We start from the raw sequence: 18,871 nt of genomic DNA on the forward strand, positions 1-18,871 counted from the left end.
TATTTTCGCGGTCATGAAAATCTGTACGCTGTTCATCCTTATTATTGGTTTCTCGTGTAAAATGGCTGCCGGTCAGTATAAAGAGAGAAAAAAAGATGCCGCGTATATAAGTAAAATAAAAACTAAGTACTTAACACTGGGCATTGACTCAAAAAGTACAGAACGAAGAACTTTTTCATTCGAAAAAATCAGTTTTGCTGACGTACGCACAGATACTTCATCAATTGGCAATTATGGGCAACTGATTCAATGGCTGACGATTTTTTCTATAGGGCAAAACAGTATGATCAGCCTCTCCGGAGGTTTGGCTCACAGTCTTACGGGTTATTGCAATAACCATTATAGTCAAAGTCTTACAAAAAATAACACAGAAATTGTTTGTTATATAAAGAAATTTAGAGTCCGCGGAAAGGACACCTTAACGAGTTTCCCTCAATTTCAAGGAGATCAAAATCTGGAAATCAGGTCTGAAATAGAATGCTATTACAGAAAAAACGGATATCAGTATCCTGCGACGAGAATCGACACATCCTTGTTTGAAACCTCAACAGGTGATACAAGTGCTGTTTATCGTTTGACAAAAAAGCTAATGGATTGCCTGGCGGATAAATGGGCAAAAGCAAACGAAGCAACAATTTTTAACAGAAAGGCATATACCGACGAAGATATAAATAAGAGATATTCTAAAAATGAGATCAGAATTTTGACAGATACAATATATCGCAGAGGGGTTTACAAAAACATGTTAGAGTTTCGGGCTAACAGACCATCTATTGACTCCTTTAGTTTGGAAACAGGAAAAAAGAATACAGTGTTTTTATTCGATAGCAATGGAGACATTATTAATACACTGGCCCCCGGTGTAATTATTTGCAGCGATAAAAAAAATTTTTCGTTCTTGTATGCCAACAAATTAATCCCTTTAATCAAAAAAGAAAAAGGCTTTCATCTTATCGTCCCAGTATGGCAAGAGAATGTGCAATTCACTCACCTTTTCTCTTTACAAATGGATGAAGATGAGTTTATGCTAAACTGACAGAATGGACCTTTCTTTTTCTATACCTCCAAATCACAAACCCCGAAACAGCCAGTAATCCGGGGATTAAGCCCATCAATGCGTAAAATACTTTCAACAAAATTCCGCCGTAGTTTCCAAAATGAAGCGGACCAATAATGGATGTCCATTTGTCTCCAAATGCAGCTGATTTGAACCACTGCTTTTTTTCCAGCATAAAGGATTGTCCGTTGTACTGCAATGTGTTGGCGTATTCTCCGCTAAAAGAAGGATCATTTTTCATACTTCCCCTAACAACAACGGTACCGGCATTAGCGGGCACGCGGATCATGTGGACGTCCAATTCCGGATAAGTGGCATGAACATTATTTACAATGGTATCGAGAGATGTTACAGACGCTGTTTTCTTTGCGGAGGCGGTTTTCTTTGCTACAGGCTTAATGGCATTCATTACAATATTGTAACTCAAAGAAAAACCTGTAACAACGATCAGTAAGTTCCAGAGCAACGACCAGACACCAATTACCCGGTGAAGAGAAGAAAAGAATGCCCTCGGTGTTTGTGAGTGGATTTTTGTTTTGAATGACAATACTTTTAAAATGGACCGCCTGTATAAGAAAAGTCCGGATAATAAAGACAGGAAAAACACAACACTTACAACGCAAATGATAATCTTTCCGGTAGTTCCCGAAAACAATGTATAATGCATCAGCAACAAGCGCCGTTGCAATGAATTGTTGGCATCTTTAACGACATGTGTAATAGCGCCGGTTACAGGATGAACAAACAAGCGCATCCTGTCTTCTTTTTTTCTTAGTTCATATACCAGCGCCTCATTGGCTTTTGGCCATTCGTAAATGCGAAGCTCCCAGCCGGGATATTGTTGCTGTATGTCTTTAAAAGATGCATCAATATGAACTTCTCCCGAAGGATTATCAACAGCAAGAAATGGTTTTATTTCGCGGTGATTCAGTTCATCGCTAAACACAAGAGTTGCCCCCGTTATACTCATCAATAACAGGAACAACCCTACCAGTAATCCGCACCAATGGTGCACGAAAAAATACATTTTGTGTTTTCGCGACATGAGGAGAAATCAAAAGTCAAAAGTAAAAATTCAAAAAACAAAAATAAGCAGGAGTTGCAAAGTAAGAGATGCAAAGTACGAATTACGAAGTACGAAGTACGTTGATGCGATCAGGTTGCATCTCTTCGTACTTGCTTAATTTTAAATTTCAACGAGCTTATAAATACTTAGGTTGCTTCACCTAACGTACTTCGTACTTCGTAATTCGTACTTTCACTCACATCGTACATCGTACTTCTAACATCGTACATTGCTTCACATCGTACATTGCTCCCTACCAATTAATCCCCACTCCCAACTGATACCGCATCCCATTTGCTTTGGTATAGTCATTATCCATACCTGACCATTGTGCAATTGGTGAGAAGTAATCGGTATTCAGCAGATTCTCAACTCCAAGGCTGAGTTTAAACCGTTGACTGATTTGCCAGCTACCGGTGAAGTTTAATATACCAACGCCGTTGACAGGAGCTTCTCCATTGTTATATTTTCCATTGCTTTTCGGAGCAAAACGCTGGCGGTCACCAAAATAAACCCACTGTGTATACAGGCTTACTGATTGCACCGGAGCATAACGGATATAAGCGCTGGCTTTGGGTGGAGAGATTTTACTGCCTATCAGGTAAATATCTTCCTTATCATTAAAGTGGTTATTGTTGTTTTTATCAGCCTTGCCCTCAACATAAGTATAAGAACCTCCAAAACCTACCTGGGGAATAGGCGTCACATCAATAGATAGTTCATAGCCGTAAGTTTTTTCAGGCGCTGTTTGCTGTGTAAGCCAGCCGGTGCTGTCCTGAACCAGCGAAGTGCCGATTTTGTTTGTACTGATGAAATATGCTCCGGTGAATTGAAGCCATCCAAAATTGCTGCTGAAGCCTGCTTCGTAGTTATTCACCTTAACCGGTTGAATCTGCATTTTGGAAATATTGTCTTCTTTGGCGGAACGAACATATCTGCCTATATCAACCATGCTAAAGCCTTGTGAGAAACTGATGAATGGCTTGAAGAATTCATACTTTGAATAACGTAATCCGGCGTTAAAGCTTGATGCATTGAAAGAAAGCTTTCCACCTTTTATGGTTTGTCCGCCGATATATCCTCCGGTTGTGCTGTTCAATACCTTAACCTGCGTAAAATCCGGAATGTCGATATTGATATTATCATAACGATAACCCAAACGCACAATCCAGTCATTCCACAACGTAACATTTGCCTGTGCATATGGAGCAAGATTCACCATGCTCATGTCAGGAACCCAAACACGCCCATCAACCAGGGGCTGGCCTGTCTTATCATTCAGAAGATCGAGTCCGTAAACAACATCACCCTTTATCCATTTGTTGATGTTGAATGGTGTGTTTAAGAAAACGCGTGCGCCTTTTTTATTTGACTGAATGGTTGATTGTCCGCCGTTCTCGAAGTACGTAGGCTCATAACCATAAATGGTATAAAAACTCTGTAGATAAGCACTTGCTTCCAGGGAGGATTTTGCGAACAGATCTTTCGCCATGTATTTAACATAGGCATTGTGATTATATCTAGTTCCACCCGGCTCGCCTAATACTTTGCCCGGTACGCCTATGGTTGGAATTGAACCATATTTACCGGTCTGAACTACATAATCTGTCTTTTGCTCAGAACCGTAATAATTGTACATCCCTTCAATGCGTTGTTTTGAATTGATGTTATATCCAAGCTTTGCATACGCGTTGTACATATCCGTTTCACCCAAACCATAAGTAGGGGATATCACTTCTCCATCACCACTTTTGTAAACACCGGTGTGTTCATAACTGCCGGAAACAACATAATCAAACTTATCCAGGCGCCCGCTGAATTGCTGAACAAAACGGCCACCCATAGTTTTGTCAGAATGAAATGGCATTCCTGTATTTGCCAGGTAGCTATAAGCTGCGAAAGGTTTTGATGTTTGTGGCTTTTTAGTGATATAGTTAATAACACCGCCGTCTCCACCGTTTCCGTAAATAGAAGTAGCGCCTTTTACCACTTCGATACGTTCAATTACTGAAGGGTCTATTGTCCTGATGTCTCTTGTACCGTTGCGTAAAGGTGTTGATTGTGGAATTCCATCGACCAGTATTAACGGGTTTCTTCCACGCAGTGTTTGTCCTGTATTACTTGTGGTATTTGTGCCAAATGCCAGTGAAGGAACAGCATTCGCAAGCATGGCAGACAGGTTGGGAGAAACGATGGATTGGTTTGCCAATTCTTTGGCTCCGAGAACTTGTACCGAAGCTGGTGTACGATCCACCATTTCAGCCCTGCGGCTTGCGGTGATAGTTACTTCTTTTAAATTGCTTATAGAAGGTTTAAGAATGAAATTGATTTCCTTTACTTCGTTCGCTTCGAGAGTTATAGTTTGTTGGGACGACTCATGCCCCACTCCACTTGCTATAATTGTATACGTACCCGGCTTTATGTTATTAAGCTGATAAAAGCCATTTTGGTCGGAGACAGTTCCTAAAAATGTCTTATCTACCTGAACATTAATTCCACTTAATGATTGATGATCAGTACCAGATATTTTACCCTTTATAGTCTGTGCGAAAGAGCTGCTTATAGCAAAAACAAATGCGGTCAATGTAGCAACACGAAGAAATCTCATCAGGTCCAAATTTTCGGCCGCGAAGGTAAACCGACGCAAATTCCTGTATTTGCATAATCGGGAAAAACTTGGTTTAGAAAGATTCCGATTGAGAATGATTAAAATTAGCTCCTATCAATCAACCCGTAATGTATGGAATAATTTGATTACGTCTGACATTTTTTTTCAGATAAAATAGTTATTTAGCTTCCGCACATTTTTTCAGAAGATCTTTTTGCACTTCTATGCCAAGAGACTGCGCCTTAAGCAAATCCTCGCAAAAATCGTTTTGCTTCAAGGTCTGTTTTATTTGACCGCGGATATAATATGCCGATGCCATATTAGGATCCATTTCAATTGCTTTATCGCAATCTTTTAATGCCGAGGCGATCGTGGAAGAATGTTCTTTATTTGCAATCAGGTTATTCTGTGGACTTAAATTAATGAAAGCAGCCGGGCCGCCTGTTTTGGGCGAATACGCTTTTGCGTTTTGATTTTCTGCCATGTTAACTTTTGCAATAGCACGACTTAAATAAGCATAGGGATAATTTGGGTTAAGATTGATGCTTTTATTAAAATCGTTTATGGCTTGTTGAAACTTGCGTTGATCCTGGTAAATATTTCCGCGCATGTTGTACAATGCAGCTGTATTAATATCCTTGCTGTTTGAACCAAGCTCTATGGCCTTGTTGATAAAAGGCAATGCTTCTGCAGGTTTCGTCAGGCGCATTTTACATTGAGCCATGTTAAAATATACCCCTGCAGCCATCGCGGAATCGTTGGCCAATTTACTCTTACCAAGAGAAATTGCTTTATTATAATCGGTTAACGCTTCTGTATTTTTATTCATCATTGAATAGACATCTCCACGCGCCATGTAGGCTTCAAAATTGTTGGCATCCAACTCTATAGCCTTGCTTGCATTATTCAACGCATCATTGATCTGCCGCTGGCGAAAGTTAAGTTTTGACAATTCAACATAAGGCTGCGGATTTTGCGGATTAACTTCGATCGCTTTGTTTAACGCAAACACAGCAGCCTGCATGTTATTCTGGCTAATATTAAGCCGGGCATACTCTACGTAGGCTTTTGAATTATTCGGTTCTAATTCTATTGCTTTAAAGTAATCTGTTGCCGCACCTGCATTATCACCTGCACTACGTTTCATGTTAGCTCTTTCTATGTATAAATCAGCCTTTTGAGGATTTGTTTTAATAGCCTCCTCCATAGCAAGAAGAACAGAGTCTTTTTTGGCAACCTGTGAAAAACCCAGATGGCATAGGATCGCAAGTACAATAGTTAAGTATATTTTCATCACAGGTAAAGATATTATAATATTAGTTGGCGATAAGTTACGGCAGTTTTAGTTTTTTGCTAAAAATCCCCGGTCAATAACTTTATTTTTTAAGCCTTTAAACTGCTTTCATAAAACATCCGAAGACGCCATCATTAAACAAAAAACGGGCCGTTTGGCGCTGCAGTCAAAGGTTAATGTACTACGGGACAATAAGAAAATAGCATTGATCCGTTTTCGATTGATATTTAAGCCCTACAAGCTATAGATAGATCCCAGCTGTCATTTATTGGAGGCAGATTGATTTCTATTCATTGCCGTCGTGCTTTAGCCGACCGACTGGGATTGATCTTTTCATCAGGCTTTAGCCCAAAACCAGAACAGGGTGGCTAAAGCCATTTTAAAAGATTTCCATTTACCGTTCGCTAAAGCGGAACGGCAATGAAAAAACATCATTGTGGCCAAGTCTGTAATTTGCACGACATACAAAATATCCCAAAGTTGAAAACGCGGCGCAAACAAAACGACATTCTATATCAAAATAAAAACCGCGCGGCTTTTGGCTGCGCGGCATATTAAATAACAGAATAACTTTTCCAATGCACGAGGTTTTAAGCTTTGAGCTTTAGGCTTTAAGCTTTCCCTACATATCAGTCACAATCTTCTTATAACTTGTAACTACACCTTTGATCAGTGAAGAGCTGAAGCCCTGGTGCTCCATTTCGTTGAGACCAGCGATAGTGCATCCTTTGGGTGTTGTTACTTTATCAATTTCCTGTTCCGGATGTGTGTGCTTGGTAAGCAATAATTCTGCAGCGCCTTTAACAGTCTGCGCCGCAATTAACGAGGCAGTAGCTGCATCAAATCCTATTTCAATACCCCCTTGTATGTTGGCGCGTATATAACGCATGGCATAGGCTGTACCACATGCGCCCAACACGGTTGCCGCGTCCATTAATTTTTCTTCGATGAAAACAGTCTTGCCAAGCTGGTTGAACAGATCTCCTACAAATTTTATCTGCTCTTCGTTGGCGTTGTGTTTACAAATGCAGGTGATGCTTTGCTGTATAGCTATAGCGGTATTTGGCATGGCGCGGAACAAAGTAAATTCCTCACCAAGGATCTCTTTGATATCCTTCACCCATATGCCTGTAATAACGCTTACCAGTACATGCTTTTTGGGATCAAGAGATGGTTTCAAATATTCGAGGATCTCTTTTATCTGAAAGGGCTTCACTGCGAGAATAACATAATCTGCAAACTCAACTGCTTTCTTATTGTCATTGGTTACCATTACGCCTTTTTCCTCCAGCGGTTGTAGCGTAACGATGTTTCTTTTGGTTATGACAATATTTTCAGGTTTTGTAAAACCGCTGTTGATCAATCCCTCAGCTATTGCTGAACCTAAATTCCCGCCGCCGATGATGGCTATTTTTTTGCTCATAAACAGAATTTTAAAAGTTCTAAGCTTAAAGCCCAAAGCCTAAAGCTCAAAACTTTAGAACAGACAATGTGTAAAATGTATTCCCATGATTTCCTGAATAATCAATGCGCTTCGTACTTCTTAATTCGTACGTCTTAATTCGTACTTCTTAATTCGTACTTCTTAATTCGTACTTCGTACTTGCCGGATCTACCAGATTTTTCCTTCTTTTAAATAGTTGCGAACATAATCATCCACGCCTTCTTCCAGTGAATAGAAAGGTTCTGTATATCCGGCGCTGATCAGCTTCTGCATATTTGCTTCTGTGTAATATTGATATTTGTCGCGGATATCTTCAGGCATATCGATGTACTCGATCTTTGGTTGCAGATCAAGTCCCTTAAATGTTGATTTTACAAGATCATTAAAACTTCTTGCCTTTCCTGCACCCAGGTTATACATGCCGCTTTTCAGGCTGTTTGTATAAGAAGTAAATACACCTGCTGCTGTGCTGTGTTGTTTCTCCGTTTCTTTCTGGCTTTGCTGCATCATCCAGTACATAACTTTTACGACATCTTTCACGTAAACAAAATCACGTAGTTGCTCACCATCACGGAATTCTTTTTTGTGGCTGCGGAACAACTTCACATACCCTTCTTTATTGATCTGGTTTACCGAATGAAATATTACACTGGCCATTCTGCCTTTGTGATATTCATTAGGACCATATACATTAAAGAATTTCAATCCAGCCCAGAACGGAGGTGTATGTATCTGAAGGATCGCAAGCTTATCAAATTCGTTTTTGCTAACACCATAAGGATTCAATGGATGCAACTTATCTATAATACTGTGCTCATCATCATAACCCAGTTCACCTGCACCATAAGTTGCAGCAGAAGAAGCATACACTAACGGAACCTGTTTTGCTGCGCAATATTTCCAAATGCTTTTGCTATAATCGACATTCAGTTCCTGGTGAATGGCATAATTAAATTCAGTAGTATCTGTACGCGCACCTAAGTGAAAAACATAATCAATTTGCGGATCGTTTTGCTCAATCCAGTCAAAAAAGCTTTGGCGCTCGATAATATGGCTATATATTTTTGATTCCCAGTTTACCCGCTTTGCTTCTACTCCAAAATCATCAACAAGAATAAGATTCTCATAACCTTGCTCATTCAGGTATTGCACCATGCAACTACCAATAAATCCCGCGGCTCCCGTAACTACAATGGAACTTTGCTTAGACAACTCATTTTGCTGCGACATGCGTTTTTCGATTTTAATGGCAACAAATGTAACAAAAAGCTGGCGCTTTTTTAGCTATCAGCTGTCAGCTATGAGCTATCAGCAGCTGTTCAGTTTTGATTTTGCAAATTCATTTCAGGTACGCACAAAAAAAAGATCGCCGGCTTCGCCGGCGATCTTTTATCTATAAATCTTCTAATATAATTATCATCTACATAAGAGACGAGGCATCATAAAAACCTGGCACCTGAAACCTGATACCTGATACCTCACTCCTCACGCCTATGCATTAATGATCTTCTCAATAGCTGTATCATATTTCTCTTTCCAGTCAACCAAAGAACCCCAGCTTTCGCCGTTCACTTTAATTTCTCCGGAAGTTACAGTACCTAACACAGTTACAGGAATATTAGCCGCGGCAGCCTTGTGTTTCAAATCTTCAGCCTGTTGTTTGCTGCAGGTTACTACCGCACGGCTTTGCGCTTCGCCAAACCAGAATGCGTCTTTACGCAAATCTGTGTCAGCAGTTACATCAAAACCAAGATCACGGTTAAATCCTTTTTCTATCAATGTAACGATCAAGCCACCTTCGCTCAGGTCATGCGCACTTTTGACCTGTTTTTCTTTGACAACTGAAGCAATGAATTTCTGAATAGCAAATTCTTCATCAAGATCAAACGCTGGGGCCGGAGAAAATTCGACACCCTTTAATTTATGCAAGTACTCACTTGATGCAATATCATTCTTTTGTTCACCAATCAGCACAATCACATCACCTGCTTCTTTGTAGTCAAGCGTCATGCGATTGCCAAAATCATCGATAATACCCACCATACCGATTGTCGGGGTTGGATATACCGGACCTTCGGGATTCTGATTGTAGAAGCTTACGTTACCACCGGTTACAGGCGTATTGAATTTTCTACAAGCATCACCCATGCCGGTCACGGCTTTTACAAACTGATAGTAAACTTCAGGATCGTAAGGATTACCAAAGTTCAGACAGTTGGTAACACCTAAAGGCTCACCACCGCTGCAAACAATGTTTCTTGCAGCTTCAGCAACTGCAATCATTCCCCCAACATATGGATCGGCAAAAACATACTTACTGTTACAGTCAACAGTTACAGTCAGTGCCTTACCTGTTCCTTTAGCAAGGATTACAGCAGCATCACTTGGAGCGTTGGTACTTGCATTTGCTGTACCCACCATGCTGTCGTACTGCACGTACACCCAACGTTTGCTGGCAATATTTGGTATCTGAATCAATGCTTCCGCCTGTTTTTTCAGATCAGTAACATCTTCAACACTATCAATTGAGAAAGCTTTTACCTTTTCCAGGTAAGCAGGCTCTTTATATTCACGTGTATACTGAGGTGCGCCGCCGCCAAGTACCAGCTCATGAGCCGGTAGTTCAGCTTCAAGCTCACCATGCATATAAAACTTCAATAATCCGTCGTCCGTTACTTCACCGATATGGCTGCAGGAAAGGTCCCATTTTTCGAACACTTTCAACACAGCTTCTTCTTTGCCTTTTTCTACCACGATCAACATACGCTCCTGGCTTTCGCTCAGCAACAGTTCCCACGCTTTCATGTTCTGCTGGCGTGTTGGAACTTTGTCCAGATCAATGCGCATACCTACACCACCTTTTGCACTCATTTCTGCAGTTGAACAGATGATCCCGGCGGCACCCATGTCCTGCATACCAACAACAGCACCTGTATCAATCACTTCAAGACAAGCTTCCAGTAGTTTCTTTTCCTGGAAAGGGTCACCTACCTGAACAGCAGGCAGCTCCTCTGTACTTTCCTCCGTAATGTTGGCGCTCGCAAAGCTTGCACCACCAATACCATCTTTACCAGTAGCACTTCCTACAAAGAAAACCGGGTTGCCCAGTCCTTCTGCAGTTGCACTGATCGTTTTACCAACTTTCACAATACCAACGCTCATAGCGTTAACCAGTGGATTGGTATGATAGCAATCTTCAAAATATACTTCACCGCCAACGGTTGGAACGCCGAAGCAGTTACCATAATGACCAATACCATGTACAACACCTGCTAATAAACGCTGTGTCTTCTTATCTTTTAAATTACCGAAACGAAGGCTGTTTAAAGAGGCAATAGGTCTTGCACCCATTGTGAAAATATCACGCTGAATGCCACCCACACCGGTAGCAGCACCCTGGAAGGGCTCAATAGCACTGGGGTGATTGTGACTTTCAATTTTAAACACCACACCAAAACCGTTACCCATATCCATCAAACCTGCATTTTCTTCACCTGCAGCCACCAACATGCGACCGCCTTCACGAGGAAGTGTTTTCAGCCACTTGATTGAGTTTTTATAGCTACAGTGCTCGCTCCACATGCCACTAAATGCGCACAATTCGGTAAAATTGGGCGCGCGGCCAAGTTTTTGTTTTATGAGCTCAAATTCTTCTGCGGTGAGGCGTAATTCTTCTGCGGTTTTAACGGTAACTTCCATTGAAAGATTGATTGAGTATTTTGGTTCCCACTGGCTTAGCGCACAGCAAGAATAAATTTTACCGCGCAAAGGTAAGGGCTTGGAAGGTAAATACAAGCTGAAAGCCCAAAGCTGAAAGCTTAAAACTGGAGTCACATTCTCAGGCGCTTCCTAAGTACGAGTTACGAAGTACGAAGTACCTGATTTTGGGCTGGTTCAGTTTTTTGTAAATTCTTTATAACGAAACATTTTAAAACCAACCAGGAAACAAAAGAGGCCTTAACTCATCTAACTGAATTAAAGCCTCTTTTACTTATAACCAAACAACAATATATTTAATAGCAGGAGTTTTCTCATCCGGCAAGGTGATTCAGGCTGAAAGCTAATAGCTGATAGCTGATAGCTAAAAAGCTCACAGCTTCTGGATTCTTCCGCTGCCGGCAACCTTCGAATCCACATTTTGAGGCGTTCCTTTATAATATATATCGCCGCTGCCGGAAATGCGCGCGTCAATTGATTTGGTAGCGTTCACTTTAGCATTACCACTTCCACTGATCTTTACAGATACGTTTTCGGCTTCTACATCAGTACAGTTAATGTTGCCGCTGCCGCTTTGAGAAGTACTCAAAGAACCGGTAGGGCTACCTTTTAGCTGAATATTGCCGCTGCCGGACATGCTGATGCTTAGATCTTTAAATTTACCGAAAGCCAACTTAATGTTTCCTGAACCTGACATGTTGATTTCAGTCTCTGCATCATTTGAGAAATTTCCTTCACCATTTATTTCTCCACTGCCACTCATTGATATTTCGGTCATTTTGGTCATGCTGACCGTTACCCTGATCGGATTCTGCGATTTGAGTGTAACCCCGTTCTCTGGTCTTATATTCAGCTTATTATCTTTTACATAAGTTTCAAGATGCGGCAGAACGTTTTCGTCGCCCTCTACCTCTATGCTATTATTACTTCCATAAAGTATCGTAACATTTACCGGTCCGCCGGAAGCAAGACCATTAAAGTCAGCCATCTGCCTGGTTTCTTTTTTGAGAACACCATTCCCTTTTATGGTCTTCCAGCCAACAAAACTCAGGGAGGCAAGCACAATTGTTAACAGCAGCAAAGATTTTATTGTACGCATAGTTTTAGGTTTAATTATCGCATTGCTTTTATTATGCAAGTTTGCGAATGATATTTTATTTATCATGTAACGATGCTCTGCAAAGCAGGTTACACAACTGCAAAAGTTTTTTGAAACCCCTTGCTGCAACAGGTTTTAAAATTATTACATATAGCGGCTGTATTTTGCATTATGTTTTTTTATATATTTTTAGCACACTAAATTTTTTCTATAAATTTTCGTCAAACAACATTATTTTTTTAAATTTTTATTCAATTCCTTCTTATTTTTACCACCTATAACAAGTACCAATAAAAAAACCAACAGTTTATGTCATTACGATCAGAGGCATTAAAAAATTTAATCACAGGCACAGAGACCCCTGTGGACAGTTCACCAAAAATCACTGCTATTTTCGGAGAGAATGTTTTTACACTTGCTACGGCTCGTAAATTTCTGAGCGATGAAGGTTATAAGAGTCTTCTTGCGAGCATTAAAGGCGGAAAGAAAATTGATCGTGCAGTTGCAAACCAGATCTCTAATGGTATTCGTGCATGGGCAGAAAGCAAAGGTGTTACGCACTTTACACACTGGTTCCAACCTTTAACAGGAACTACTGCTGAAAAACATGATTCATTCTTTACTTTAAAAGGTGATGGTACACCTATCGAAGAGTTTGACGGCGCTGCTTTGATTCAGCAAGAGCCTGATGCTTCTTCATTCCCAAGCGGTGGTATCCGTGCAACTTTCGAAGCACGTGGTTATACTGCATGGGATCCTTCTTCTCCTGCATTCATTATTGAAATGAGCAATGGTAAGACTTTATGTATCCCTACCATTTTCGTTTCTTATACAGGTGAATCTTTAGACTACAAAGCTCCTTTGTTGAAAGCACTGGAAGCATTAAATAAATCAGCTGTTGAAGTTTGTAACTACTTCGACAAAAACGTTACTAAAGTAACTGCAACCTTAGGTTGGGAACAGGAATACTTTGTAATTGATGAAGGTTTAGCAAGTGTGCGTCCAGACTTAGTTCAAACTGGCCGTACAGTATTTGGCGCTGCTCCTGCAAAAGGTCAGCAGTTGGAAGACCACTACTTTGGTTCTATTCCTGAAAGAGTTTACGCTTTCATGCGCGACTTCGAAGCAGAAAGCTACAGACTGGGTATTCCTTTGCGTACACGTCACAATGAAGTAGCTCCTTCACAGTTTGAAGCTGCTCCTATCTTTGAAGAAGTTAACATTGCTGTTGACCACAACACTTTGTTGATGGACGTTATGACGCGTGTTGCAAAACGTCACAAACTGCACGTATTGCTGCACGAAAAACCATTTGCCGGCATCAACGGTAACGGTAAGCACAACAACTGGAGTATGGCAACTGATACCGGTGTTAACCTGTTAGCTCCTGGTAAAACTCCAAAAACAAACCTGATGTTCTTAACATTCTTTGTTAACACCATCAAGGCTGTTCATGACTATTCTGACGTTCTAAGAGCTGCTATCGCTTCTGCTGCAAACGATCACCGTTTGGGTGCAAACGAAGCTCCTCCTGCTATCATCTCTGTATTCGTTGGCCAGTATCTTGCTAAAGTATTGGAAGACATCGAAACAAGAGTTGGTGATAAATTTGACGAACAAGATGAAGCTATCCTGAAACTGGATCTTCACAGGAGCATTCCTGAATTACTGTTGGATAACACTGACCGTAACAGAACTTCTCCGTTCGCTTTCACTGGTAACAAATTCGAGTTCCGTGCAGTAGGTTCTTCTGCAAACTGCGCTAACTCTATGATCGCATTGAATGCTATTATGGCTGAAACATTAAAGAACTTCAAAAAAGAAGTAGATTCTTTAATTGAAAAAGGCGATAAGAAAGAAATTGCTATCATGCATGTAATTCAGAAATACATTGTTGAAAGCAAAAAAGTATTGTTTGAAGGCGATGGCTACAGCCAGGAATGGCACCACGAAGCTGAGCGCAGAGGTTTGCCAAACATCCCTACAACTCCGCTTGCACTGGATGCAATGGTTACTGAAAAAGCCAAGCACCTGTTTGAATCAAACAATATCTACAACCATGTTGAGTTAGAAGCTCGTCATGAAATTGAACTGGAAAAATACATTAAGAAAGTACAGATTGAAGCCCGCGTAATGGGTGATCTGGCTCTTAATCATATTATTCCTTCTGCTGTTAACTATCAGAACAAACTTTCTGCAAACATTGCTGCATTAAAAGCTGCAGGTTTACCAGAAAGCCATTTCAAGGCACAGCTTGATATCCTGACTCAGATCTCTGAGCACTTACAGATCGTTTATACTCGCGTAGACGCGATGGTTGAAGCAAGAAAAATTGCTAACAACATCAGCGATATCCGCACTAAAGCAATCGCTTACGAAAGCCAGGTTAAAGCAACCTTCTTCGACGAGATCCGTTACCATGTTGACAAACTGGAACACCTTGTTGATGATGCTGAGTGGACTTTACCTAAATACCGCGAAATGTTGTTCTTAAGATAATAACTGGTATTAATGACATAAAAAGGCTCCGTCTTCTGGCGGGGCTTTTTTTATTAAGACCGTAAGACATGTAAGATCGTAAGACATGTAAAACCGCGAGACATGTAAGATGTCGCAATTTAATTAAGCCCGACGCACCTTTCGCTTAAATACAAATTGCATCCTGGCCACCTTCTGAATTTTTACTTTTTAATTTTGACTTCATCCCTAATGCCTTACACCCTACCCCTGATACCTGATACCTGACACCTGATACCTTACTCCAAGCTCATAGCTGACAGCTGATAGCTCAAAGCTGATTCGCCGATACACCGAGGCTTATCACCGACACATAAGCCCTTTTAACAAGATCGATTTAAACTTCATTAATAAGCCTGCATCTATCCTTCAACTAAAAGATAAAAACATGAAAAGACTATTGATCGTATGTGCAGCATTGGTGTTGGGAGTGAGTGCGTCTTTTGCTCAAACACCCGATTCTACAACGCACAAATACCACAAGGGCAAACATCAGCATGAGATGTATAAACAACTCAATCTCACAGCTGATCAAAAAAGTAAGTTAAAAGAGTATGGAAAAAGCGCGAAGGAACAGCATGATAAAATTGTAAACGACCAGTCGCTTACACAGGAACAAAAATCTGCTCAATTAAAACAATTAAGGGAAGACAGGAAAAAACAAATGGCTTCAGTATTGACAGACGAGCAAAAACAAAAAATGAAGAGCCTGAGATCTCAAAACAGGAGGAATTCGCCGCATAAATCAACAGATCTGCCGAATACGAACAAGCCTTCAGATAGTTAGTTTAAACATTGCATTCACTTTGCAGTCATTAACTCTAAATATTTAGTTATGAAAAAGATCCTCGCTTTAGTAACCATAGTGCTTTCCGTTTGCACTTTAGCAAATGCACAAAACGGGCAGAGAGGTGAGCAATACATGCAGATGTATAAGCAACGTCTGAAAGATTCATTACAATTTTCTGATGCAAAGGCTGACTCAGTAGCTGCAATCGTGCAATCCTACCAGCCAAAGCAACGTGAGATCTTCATGGATCAGAGCATGAGCCGTGAAGATAAAATGGCCAGGATGAAAACGTTGCAGGACGAAAGAAATCAAAAGCTGAAAGGAATTTTAACTGATGATGAATTACAGAAACTTACAGCAATGGAAGAGAGAGCACGTCAAAGAAGAATGCAACAAGGCGGGGGAAGACAGTAGAGCTGTCAGCTATTAGCTATCAGCTATCAGCAGTTGCTCAGGTTTGATCTTACAATACTTCGTTTATCATCAACACGGCCGTCGGAGTAGTACTCACGACGGCCTTCTTTTTTAGCTGGGGTGCAGGTGTCAGGTTTCAGGTTTCAGGTATCAGGAATGTGTATCAAAATTCAAAAGTAAAAATTCAAAAAGGTGGCGAGGATGATTTGCATTTTTAAGAGTGTGACAGGTTAGATTTAATTAAGCCGCAGCACCTAAACAAATCAGACATCAAAAAATCAGACATATAACGTGCCCTTTTTCTTGCATCTTACATGTCTCACGGTCTTACATGTCTTACGGTCTTACACGTCTTGCGGTCTTACTGTCTTCATACATCGTACACCATACATCTAACATCTTACATCCTTTTACTATTACTTAACCAATATTAGCATTCGTGCAAACTTTCAATCATATCATGTAATTTCCCTTAAACTTTCAATGAATGAGAAATCTACTCGTATTTATCTTTTTACTTAGCTGCATTTCGCTTGTTGCACAACCTCCGAAAGGATACAAGTGGACCAAAGATGGAAACGGTTATTATGCCTTTGAAGATAATAACATTGTGCAATATGCACTGCCTGCTTTTACAACACGTATTGTAGCAGGAAGTGCAAATCTTACCCCAAAAGATTCATCCAAACCATTAACCGTCCGCAACTTTTTCTTCTCACAGGACGGAAAAAAGGTACTCATTTACACCAACTCCAAAAAAGTATGGCGCTATGATACCCGGGGAGATTATTGGGTATTGAGCCTGGCCGATAATTCACTTGTTAAGTTGGGAAAATCGCTCCCTTCCTCTTCGTTGATGTTTGCCAAGTTTTCTCCTGATGGCAGCAAAGTGGCATATGTAAGCGGTCACAATATTTACATGGAAGATGCCAACGGTACCAACCAACAACAATTGACAAAAGATGGAACAGACAGAATGATCAACGGCACATTTGACTGGGTGTATGAAGAAGAGTTTGGCTGCAGAGATGGTTTCAGATGGAGCGATGATAGCAAGTCAATTGCTTACTGGCAGATTGATGCAACTCAGATCAGGAATTTTTTGATGATCAATAATACTGATTCAATTTATTCTTTCACCGTTCCGGTTGAATATCCTAAAGTAGGAGAAAGTCCTTCTGCGTGCAGGATTGGTGTGATCAAAATTGCCACCGGAGCTACAACCTGGATGAATATTCCCGGTGATCAGCGTCAGCATTATATTCCCCGCATGGAATGGGCTGCTAATTCAGATGAGCTGGTTATACAACAGCTTAACCGTAAGCAACAAGAAAGTAAGATCATGTACTGCAACGCAACTACCGGTGAAGCAAAAACTATTTACCAGGAAACTGATAATGCATGGATAGATCCTAAAGAACGATGGAACGAAGGTGATCCGACAGGATGGGAATGGATGCCTGATGGGAAATCATTTTTGTGGGTAAGCGAGAAAGACGGCTGGCGTCATATCTATCTCATCAGTCGCGATGGCAGTAAAGAAACATTGATCACAAATGGTAGCTTCGATATCATTGACATCAAAGCAATCGATGCTAAAGCTGGTTATGTTTACTACTCTGCATCTCCTGAAAACGCTACACAAAAATATCTGTACCGCATAGGATTAAAAGCAAATGCAAAGCCTGAGCTATTATCGCCTGCTAATGAAAAAGGCACACACAATTATACAGTTTCTCCCAATGGCGCATTTGCAGAACATACTTTCTCCAACGCAAATACACCAACCGTTAGAAATTTTATCAGCCTTGCGAAACATGCAGTCATAAAAGAATCTGCACCAGCTAAACCAGCATCTCCTCAACCAACAGTTGAATTCTTTAAGGTCACTACTGTTGATGGAGTTACTTTAGATGGCTGGATGGTAAAGCCACTCAACTTTGATTCTACAAAAAAATACCCTGTCGTTTTCAACGTTTATACGGAGCCTGCGGGCGCTACGGTGAAAGATAGCTGGGGAAGCGGCAGAAATCGTCTTTATACCGGTAATATGGCTGAAGACGGCTATATCTATATGAGCCTTGACGGAAGAGGAACGCCTGCTCCTAAAGGCCGTGAATGGCGCAAATCTATTTATCGGAAAATCGGTGTTGTTAACATTCGTGACCAGGCAATGGCAACTAAAGAAATCATGAAATGGACATTTGTTGATGCAAGCCGCATTGCTGTATGGGGCTGGAGCGGTGGCGGATCTACTACGCTGAACCTGTTATTCCAATATCCTGAAATCTATTCTACGGGAATTGCAATCGCAGCAGTAGGCAACCAGCTAACCTACGATAATATTTACCAGGAAAGATATATGGGCCTTCCACAGGAAAACCTGCAGGATTTTGTTGAAGGATCACCCATTACACACGCTAAAAATTTAAAGGGCAACCTGCTTTATATCCATGGCACCGGCGATGATAATGTGCACTATCAAAATGCGGAAATGCTGATCAATGAGCTGATAAAATACAATCGCCAGTTCCAGTTGATGAGCTATCCCAACAGAACACATGCCATAAGTGAAGGTGAGGGAACAAGCAAGCATCTTGCCACACTTTTCACAGCATATCTGAAAGAACATTGCCCTCCGGGCGGTAGATAGGCCACGAAGACGCCAAGGCGGAAAAAAGATAAACTACAGGAAGACGAAAAACTTTTTTTAATTGAAAATTGAAAGTTGACAATTGAAAATGAGGTTGAACGTCTTCCTGTTTTTATTAAGATATTTGCAAAAGATATTTTCTGGTCATTTATTAGGGCCGGATTTTTGTGACGAAAAATAGGTAAGATACATGGATCGTGTTGCTATTTTTC

At 40.8% G+C, this 18,871-nt stretch carries 12 protein-coding genes; 5 read left to right on the top strand and 7 right to left on the bottom strand.

The annotated features are described in order from the left end of the window. Positions 1 to 13: 13 nt before the first annotated feature. Positions 14 to 1,036 (top strand): hypothetical protein, encoded by a 1,023-nt coding sequence (locus QTN47_RS09765; protein WP_369329171.1) that lies wholly within the window; start codon positions 14 to 16, stop codon positions 1,034 to 1,036. Here QTN47_RS09765 and QTN47_RS09770 read toward each other — a convergent pair. The 7 genes from QTN47_RS09770 to QTN47_RS09800 all read right to left on the bottom strand — a co-directional run bounded on the left by QTN47_RS09770 (position 1,023) and on the right by QTN47_RS09800 (position 12,285). After that, a complete protein-coding gene (locus QTN47_RS09770; RefSeq protein ID WP_369329172.1) occupies positions 1,023 to 2,102 on the bottom strand; it encodes a PepSY-associated TM helix domain-containing protein in 1,080 nt (359 codons plus the stop codon). The two genes, QTN47_RS09765 and QTN47_RS09770, sit on opposite strands and share 14 nt — an antisense overlap. Before the next feature lie 274 nt (positions 2,103 to 2,376). Further along, positions 2,377 to 4,731 (bottom strand): TonB-dependent receptor, encoded by a 2,355-nt coding sequence (locus QTN47_RS09775; RefSeq protein ID WP_369329173.1) that lies wholly within the window; start codon positions 4,729 to 4,731, stop codon positions 2,377 to 2,379. A 178-nt stretch (positions 4,732 to 4,909) separates the two neighbouring features. Then, a complete protein-coding gene (locus tag QTN47_RS09780; RefSeq protein WP_369329174.1) occupies positions 4,910 to 6,025 on the bottom strand; it encodes a tetratricopeptide repeat protein in 1,116 nt (371 codons plus the stop codon). A 622-nt stretch (positions 6,026 to 6,647) separates the two neighbouring features. Next, a complete protein-coding gene (proC, locus tag QTN47_RS09785) occupies positions 6,648 to 7,448 on the bottom strand; it encodes a pyrroline-5-carboxylate reductase (protein WP_369329175.1) in 801 nt (266 codons plus the stop codon). Between the two features lie 189 nt (positions 7,449 to 7,637). After that, complete coding sequence (locus QTN47_RS09790) at positions 7,638 to 8,699, bottom strand: ADP-glyceromanno-heptose 6-epimerase (RefSeq protein ID WP_369329176.1); 1,062 nt, start codon at positions 8,697 to 8,699, stop codon at positions 7,638 to 7,640. A gap of 261 nt (positions 8,700 to 8,960) precedes the next feature. Beyond that, positions 8,961 to 11,168 (bottom strand): phosphoribosylformylglycinamidine synthase subunit PurL, encoded by a 2,208-nt coding sequence (gene purL / locus QTN47_RS09795; protein ID WP_369329177.1) that lies wholly within the window; start codon positions 11,166 to 11,168, stop codon positions 8,961 to 8,963. Positions 11,169 to 11,559: 391 nt separating this feature from the next. Next, the gene (locus QTN47_RS09800; RefSeq protein WP_369329178.1) at positions 11,560 to 12,285 is read right to left on the bottom strand and encodes a head GIN domain-containing protein; all 726 of its coding nucleotides are present in this window, start codon (positions 12,283 to 12,285) and stop codon (positions 11,560 to 11,562) included. A 309-nt stretch (positions 12,286 to 12,594) separates the two neighbouring features. Here QTN47_RS09800 and QTN47_RS09805 point away from each other — a divergent pair, with 309 nt between their 5' ends. The 4 genes from QTN47_RS09805 (at position 12,595) to QTN47_RS09820 (ending at position 18,659) form a co-directional block, all read left to right on the top strand. Beyond that, entirely contained in the window at positions 12,595 to 14,784 is a 2,190-nt protein-coding gene (locus tag QTN47_RS09805; protein ID WP_369329179.1) for a glutamine synthetase III family protein, read from the top strand. Between the two features lie 406 nt (positions 14,785 to 15,190). Further along, on the top strand, positions 15,191 to 15,589 hold the full coding sequence (locus tag QTN47_RS09810) for a Spy/CpxP family protein refolding chaperone (RefSeq protein WP_369329180.1): 399 nt from the start codon (positions 15,191 to 15,193) through the stop codon (positions 15,587 to 15,589). Positions 15,590 to 15,637: 48 nt separating this feature from the next. Further along, positions 15,638 to 16,006, top strand: coding sequence for a hypothetical protein (locus tag QTN47_RS09815; RefSeq protein ID WP_369329181.1), 369 nt, complete (start codon positions 15,638 to 15,640; stop codon positions 16,004 to 16,006). 487 nt (positions 16,007 to 16,493) lie between these two features. Next, positions 16,494 to 18,659: a S9 family peptidase gene (locus QTN47_RS09820; protein ID WP_369329182.1), complete on the top strand. Its 2,166-nt coding sequence runs from the start codon at positions 16,494 to 16,496 to the stop codon at positions 18,657 to 18,659. Positions 18,660 to 18,871: the final 212 nt, after the last annotated feature.

Origin of the sequence: Danxiaibacter flavus (genome assembly GCF_041060425.1) — a bacterium.
In the GTDB taxonomy this organism is placed as follows: Bacteria; Bacteroidota; Bacteroidia; order Chitinophagales; family Chitinophagaceae; genus Danxiaibacter; species Danxiaibacter flavus.